Here is a 7,126-nt window from a genome sequence, read left to right on the forward strand (position 1 = left end):
GAGCGATTTTTTGATTATTTGCCAAAGCACTATCAACCGCATCGGTCAGGCTTAATGATATTTCCTCAGCAAACAGTTGAATACTGGGAAAAAGTATAGCTAATAAAATGTAAAATATCTTTTTCATTTTTTGTCCTTTGTTACAAGATATTTGTTCTTTCTTTACAATTAAGTTTACTAAGTTTGTTAACCATAAAAAAAGATATAAGATCATCCGGTATTTTATATTTTGTGTTTTGTACAACCTGCAATTTTAAAGCAGACTTACAAACATAATTTGTGTAATTGGTATCAAGCTCAAAAAGTTCCATTAATTTTTTCCAATCTTTTAGAATGGGAATAGAACCACCAAAATCTTTGCGAAGCCAATGCCCGACAGTATGCTTATATTCTTTCGGAAATAATTCGGTAAATGCTTTTTTTGATAGGTTATTTTTTTCGCGGATGTAATTTAAATAATCTGCAACAATATTTTGTTTTACAGAATAAAGTCTTTGTAGAGAAAAATATTCCTCTTCAACCGAACTTCTTGCTCCGGGTGAAGCACCCCAGTTTTTTCTTTCTATATCTTTAAATTTACCAGTATAATTTCCGTTTTGACTATTCGATTTTATATCGAAAAAATCATCATCTATTTTTTCAACCTGTTTATTGACCGGAATAAAATTTTGTAGTTCATTTACGATAAAATATCCGTCATTTTTGATAAATTTAATATTATTCTGTAGTTCTTCTTCATCATTAATAATGAATTCTTTCGTTATTGTTTTATTTTTCCAAAAGACCTTTACATATCTCGGTAAACCATCCGGATATTTTTTGATAACGGAAATAATTTTACCTTCTCTTTTTCCTTCAATCATATTATTCACAACTTTATAACCAATATAATTTTTTGAGTTACGTTTTTTTTCCGTAGTTCTATGATTTAATTTCAGCTGTTTATAATTGAAAAAATATCTTTGTTTTTTATTGTCGTGAACGATCATAAATATAGGGAACCATTTATTTTCATTTTTCACAACCAACATATTTCGTATTATCCAGCCTTTTTGATTGATTAGAGAAATATTAAAAATATCTTCTAGAGAGAAATTCTTTAATCCGATAAAAAGCAATTCATTTTTAGGGAAAGAATTAATAAATTTTTTTGTTGTAATGGTTTGCAAATATGAATAAAATTCCCTTCTGTTTTCTGCGATATTAACTGTTTTAACATTTTTAAATTTGGAGAAATCCTCCAAATTAATCGTAAAATTTTGTTTAAGAAGATCATACTTATAATCTTCAAAAGGATATTTATCAATTTTAATGTTAGTTAATCCGGTTCGTCGTTTGATTAAATCTACATAATCATCATTATATTCGATCATTATTCCATTTGCTTTATTTTTCTGAAATAAGGAGTTGTTTTTATCTATAATAACTTTTAAAGTTGTTCCGCTCCCTGCAAAAGGATCTAGCACTGTAAAATCCTTTTTTATAATCGTCATATCCAATAATGATGAAACTAATTTTTCGGGATATGTGGCAATATGATTGAATGAAGTTGGTTGTAAATTTACGTTTAAGATATTAGAATAATTAGGATTTTCATTTTCGAAATCTTTGAAATAATTATTCTGATTTTTTGAAAAAGCAAAAACGGGTTCATAAGAATTTGCGAATCGATTTTTGACGCTTGATGGCATATGGTTAGACTTATACCAAACAATTGTATCATTTAAAATCCATCCATTTTTTTGCATTGAATGGGCTAATTTATAAGGAATTAATCCAATTGGCGTTTTGCCATATTTTTTTAGATATTTGTCTCCAATGTTTAAAAAGAAAACACCTTTATCCGTTAATTTTCGTTTTAATAGATTAAATAAAAAAACCAATCTGGAAATAAATTCAATATAAGTTGGTTCATTACCAATCTGTTTATCAAACCCATAGTTTCTCTGTGCCCAATATGGTGGTGATGTTACGGCAATATCAATTGAATTGTCTGGAATGCTTTTTAGTGCTGCGAAAATATCTGCGTTTATAATTTTATGTTTCATTTGTTATGTTGATTAATTCGTTGATATTATCTTCTGTATCTTTGCTCTTATAGATTATTCTTACTCTAGATGGATTATCATCCAATAATTTAAAATTATGATTATTAGAAAAATTATATCGAAATCCCTTTCCTGAGTAACCTGTTTTGCCTGCATTTACAATATCATCTCCATAAACATCTGTTAAAGCACCGTTTGGAACAGATATGAGCAGAATTGCTTTTATCTCAATGTTAGATTCTGTAACATCATAAATAATATTTATAAAATATGTTAGACACAACTTGTCTTTATATGAATATTTATGAGGTAAGTTTACTTTATAATTATAACCATCGGGTTTATAACTTGTCTGATTTGCTCCGATTGGAATTTTACCTTTATAATCTGTTTCGTTATCTAATTTTGCAGTTTTAATATCAATGTGAATAAATGAATTATATAGTTCAAAAAACATATCTGCTCCAATTGGAGATGAATTTGGTATTCCAAATTGATTAAAAAGCCAGTAGTAAATTCTTTCTGCTCCACGAGCAAAATCAGAATTCTTATCAGCACTTTCACAATAGGCTTCAAACCAGTCTTCTTTTATTTTGTCCTTTGATTTAAGCCCGTTTATCATTTTTTCCATATCTTGTTTCAGATTGAATTCAATTCTATTTAAATAATGATTTTCCCAAAATTCAATATCTTTTTTTATCATTTGTCCTCCATAATTTTTTAAACAAGTTATATTTTTAAACACAATTTCTTCTCTTAAAGCCATAGCTGGTTGTCTCTTAATATTTATATGAAATTTCAAAACTGATACCAAAGGAATTTTGTTATGCAACAGCTTATATCTTTTCAAATAAGGGGGCTGTTTGAATTACTCAATTTTTCCAAATCGCTCTTTGAATGTAATATTCATTTCTTCCAGCTCGTTTAGAATCGGTTCATAGATTTCCGGTTTGGAGGGGATATGAACACCGGTTTCTTTGATCACACCGTTCAGGATCATCCTTACAGCGATGGCAGCCGGAAGTCCAACTGTTCGGGACATTGATGAATCCCCATTCGGAATTCCAAAATCAATCATTGTGGAAGTAATATTCTGCTTTTTATCTTCGTATTCTGCGGTAAATTCGTGATGCATAACCAGCATATCACGCTCAGCCGGTTCATATTTTAATTTTTCAAGAAGGATTTTACAGAACACATCCAGAGCACTTCCTTTTTCCAAACCGATCTTTTCATCACCGAGTAAGCCGATCCATTCCATTCTATTCACTGTGTCTGAATCTACCGGAAGTTTCCAAAGTTCAGCCAATTTCTTTTTCAAATCGCTTTTTTCATCAGCTTGGATAAATTCACTGATAAATTCACCGTAAGTTTTTCCATTAAGCTCATATTCTTTTTCATCATCCAGCAATCCCATATCAACGATTTTTTTCATTGTGATGCACCAACCGGGGTAGCGTAGAGTTCCTCGAAACATTGTTTTTGTATCCTGAATTTCGTAAATATCTTTGTATGGAACAGAGTCTCGGTTTGGATATGCTTCCAATTTGCCAAAATCAGGAACATCCGTTTTCCAGTGGTAAGCAAAAAGTTTATTGCCTGGAATATCAATGACTTTTCCATCTTCCAAATATCGAGCAGAATTTTTTCCAGCCATTATTACACCACGCGGACTCCATGAAAATTTGTAACCCCACGGATTTGTATTTGCTTCCGGAGCTGGCAAACCACCGCAATAAGATTTGAAACTGGCGATTGTGCCGCCCTTATCCTTCACGTGATTAATAACGCGCAAAGCAGACATGTGGTCAATGCCCGGGTCAACCCCAATTTCATTTAGGATAATAATTCCGGCATCCTTTACTTCCTGATCAAGCTCTCGCATCTCATCACTGATGTACGAAGCAGTAACCATATTTTTTTTGTGTTTAATGCACAATCTCGCAATTTTGGGATGGAAAATAAAAGGGAGCAAACTTACGGAAAGATCATGCTCAGCTACCAATTTATTTAGAGTATCATCGTCGTTTACATTTAGAGAGATCGCTTTACCATTAGGGTGATTGTTGATTATCTGTTCTGCTTTTTTTACTTCCATATCGGCAAGTGTAACCTGAAATTCAGGTTGTTTCAGTAGGTATTCCACGTGAGGTTTGGAAACCAAGCCTGCACCAAGAACTAATATTCTTTTCACGTTTTACTCCTTTATTAATTTATATTCACAGAAAAATATCATCCCATTGAAAACAATAAATGCGTTTCATAAGTCAAACGGATATTTTATGCCAAATTTTATAAGAATTTTTTTAGATATTGATAATTTTCTGTAAGTTGTCCGTTAAATACAATTAATGCCTTTTTTAGTGGGTCAGGAAGTAATTCTGGTATTAATTTATTGTTTTGAAATGCTTCTCTCAATTGCCTGATAAATTCAATCAAAACATGGCTAAATGCCACAGAAGAATCAAGAGGAATTTCGCATGGGAGATTATCTCTGGCAATGATAACAACACCATTTTGGCTGAAATCCGCTGTTTCAGTTTGCTCAAATGGATCATATAAATAACCGGGCTTGTCCGGTTCGGTTATTCGGGAAGTCATTTCTATCGAACCATCGTGGTCGCAAGTAATATCACCAATAGCTTTTAGTTTCTGCGAAGGATTCTTTTGGAACATCTTCAGCAGATTGGATTTTGTTACCAGACGAGGATATGCAGGAGTCCAGTAAATAGAATTTACCAGCATTGAAAGATGAGGAAGATATTGGGCGAATTGAGATTCATATTTTTCGGGATTATCATAATAATCCTTCAAAGCAAATTTATTTTTTATATCAACCGGTGTTGCCATATCTTCTTCGTCAAAAACTACGACATACAAATGCTTTAACGAGTAAACGCCATCTTTTTTCAGATGGATTAATTGCTCCGGTTCGATCTCAATATAGGGAAAGCATTTCAGGATTTCTTGAGCACCGAGGGAGACATGCCCGTAACCGGAAATACCGCAAACGAGGGGACCTAAATCTTCAGAAAATCCTTCTTCGGAAATGAGATGACCGATTTTGAGCATCTCTTCTTTGCAATGTTCAACGCTTTCATATTGATATGCTTTTTTTATTTGAGAAAAATGATTCTCAATTCCCTCGCATTTCAATTTTTCACCGTAAGCCCAAAGAGTATCTATCATTCCGGCAATTCCTGCAAATCTGCCGAAAAATATCAAACGCCGATCTTGCTCATCCACAATTCTTTCGTAATCCATAAGATTGCATTTCAAATCCAGCAATTTCTGTAGCATTGGCATGTTGTAATCCTGCCCTTTTATGACATGAGAGAAAAACATGTAACTGCTTTTTGGAGTAAAAAAAACCAAAGGCATCTCTTTCACACCAAAGACAAAATCGCATTGGGAAAGGTCTTCCTGCAAAATAGCGCCGAATGCTTCATATTCCGCATCAGAAAATATTCGAATTTTGGATGGTTGCACATAAGTTTGAATACCATATTTTTCTTTCAGCAATTTCACATGAGCCGGTATCAGCGGAACTCTGGCTTCCCATTTGCTTTTGTCTTCTCGTCTTATTCCGATATTCATGGCATTTATGATATTTGGTCTTGTAATTCTTTGAACACTTTTTTTATGATGAGTAAAGCATCCCGCAGCTGCTCTTCTGTAATTGTAAGTGGAGGAGCAAAGCGGATTATGTGATCGTGAGTTTGTTTTGCCAGCAGTCCATTTGCTTTGAATTTTTTACAAATTTCCCAAGCATTCCAGCCTTTTATTGGTTTTATAATTGCCGCATTAAGCAAACCTTTACCCCGTACAAGTTCAATAAAAGGAGAATCAATATTTCGTAATTCTTTTCGGAAAATCTGCCCCAATTCTTCGGCACGTTCTGCGAGTTTTTCATCACGAACAACTTCAAGTGCTGCTTTTGCCACAACACAAGCAAGGGGGAATCCACCAAAAGTAGAACCATGTTCACCGGGTTGGATAACAAGCATAATCTCTTTGCTGGAAAGCACAGCAGAAACAGGAAGCACTCCACCGGAAATGGCTTTACCGAGAATAAGAATATCCGGGTGAACTTCTTCCCAATCACAAGCAAGAAGTTTACCGGTTCTGGCAATACCGGTTTGAACTTCGTCTGCTACAAAAAGGACATTATGTTTTTTGCAAAGGTCAAAACATTTTTTGAGATAACCTTCATCCGGTACGTTTACGCCTGCTTCACCCTGAATTGGTTCAACCACAAAACCAGCGATTTCATCACCTTGTTCATCAAGTATTTTTTCCAAAGCAGATAAGTCATTATACGGAATAATTTCTATTCCGGGCAAATAGGGGCCAAAATTCTTGTTTGCAGTCGGATCGGTGGAAGCGGAGATTATTGCAATTGTGCGACCGTGAAAATTATTTTCACAAAACACTAATTTTGCTTTATTTTCAGGAATTCCTTTTTTCTCATATCCCCATTTTCTGGCTAATTTCAAGGCTGTTTCAACGGCTTCGGCGCCTGTGTTCATCGGCAGAACCATTTCAAAACCAAAATATTCGGTTATGAATTTTTCATATTCACCCAATTTATTATTATAAAATGCACGGGAAGTAAGTGTGAGTTCTTTTGCCTGTTCGATAAGGGCATTAATAATTTTGTGATGACAGTGTCCTTGATTAATGGCAGAATATGCAGAAAGAAAATCGAAGTATTTATTTCCTTCCGGGTCCCAAACAAAAGGACCTTCTCCTTTTGCTATTACTATTGGTAATGGATGGTAGTTATGAGCGCCATAATTTTGCTCCAATTCCATCGCTTCTTTGCTACTTACGTTTCCGTAAATTATTTTTTCAGCCATTTTTTTCTCCGAAATTTTTTCAGACTCTTTTTGAGATATCGTTTTTCTTGTCAAGTCCGATAATTATGCTAGCTTAAGAATATGGGTTGGGATAATTAGAGTCTATCCGTAAACTCCGAAACCTTGCGGATGGTTGGAAACCTCCGCAATGGTTGAAATGTGTAAACGACCACCATTGCGGAGGTTTGGAAAACAACCATCCGCAAGGTGCTAAAAAAG

Annotated in this window: 5 protein-coding genes; all 5 read right to left on the reverse strand. The window is 33.9% G+C overall.

All coding sequences use genetic code 11. From position 1 onward, the window contains the following. Window positions 1-140 precede the first annotated feature (140 nt). The 5 genes from U9P79_00200 to rocD all read right to left on the reverse strand — a co-directional run bounded on the left by U9P79_00200 (window position 141) and on the right by rocD (window position 6,907). Complete coding sequence (locus U9P79_00200) at window positions 141-2,048, reverse strand: site-specific DNA-methyltransferase (protein MEA2103055.1); 1,908 nt, start codon at window positions 2,046-2,048, stop codon at window positions 141-143. Next, on the reverse strand, window positions 2,038-2,751 hold the full coding sequence (locus U9P79_00205) for a hypothetical protein (protein MEA2103056.1): 714 nt from the start codon (window positions 2,749-2,751) through the stop codon (window positions 2,038-2,040). Before U9P79_00205 ends, U9P79_00200 begins: the two co-directional genes overlap by 11 nt. A 165-nt stretch (window positions 2,752-2,916) precedes the next feature. Then, window positions 2,917-4,242 carry a saccharopine dehydrogenase C-terminal domain-containing protein gene (locus U9P79_00210; GenBank protein ID MEA2103057.1) on the reverse strand — a complete coding sequence of 442 codons (1,326 nt, stop codon included), beginning with the start codon at window positions 4,240-4,242 and terminating at the stop codon, window positions 2,917-2,919. A 98-nt stretch (window positions 4,243-4,340) separates the two neighbouring features. Further along, on the reverse strand, window positions 4,341-5,645 hold the full coding sequence (locus U9P79_00215; GenBank protein ID MEA2103058.1) for a hypothetical protein: 1,305 nt from the start codon (window positions 5,643-5,645) through the stop codon (window positions 4,341-4,343). Window positions 5,646-5,650: 5 nt separating this feature from the next. Continuing rightward, entirely contained in the window at window positions 5,651-6,907 is a 1,257-nt protein-coding gene (rocD, locus tag U9P79_00220; protein ID MEA2103059.1) for an ornithine--oxo-acid transaminase, read from the reverse strand. Window positions 6,908-7,126: the final 219 nt, after the last annotated feature.

The sequence above is a fragment of the Candidatus Cloacimonadota bacterium genome (assembly GCA_034661015.1).
Lineage (GTDB): Bacteria > Cloacimonadota > Cloacimonadia > JGIOTU-2 > JGIOTU-2 > JAYEKN01.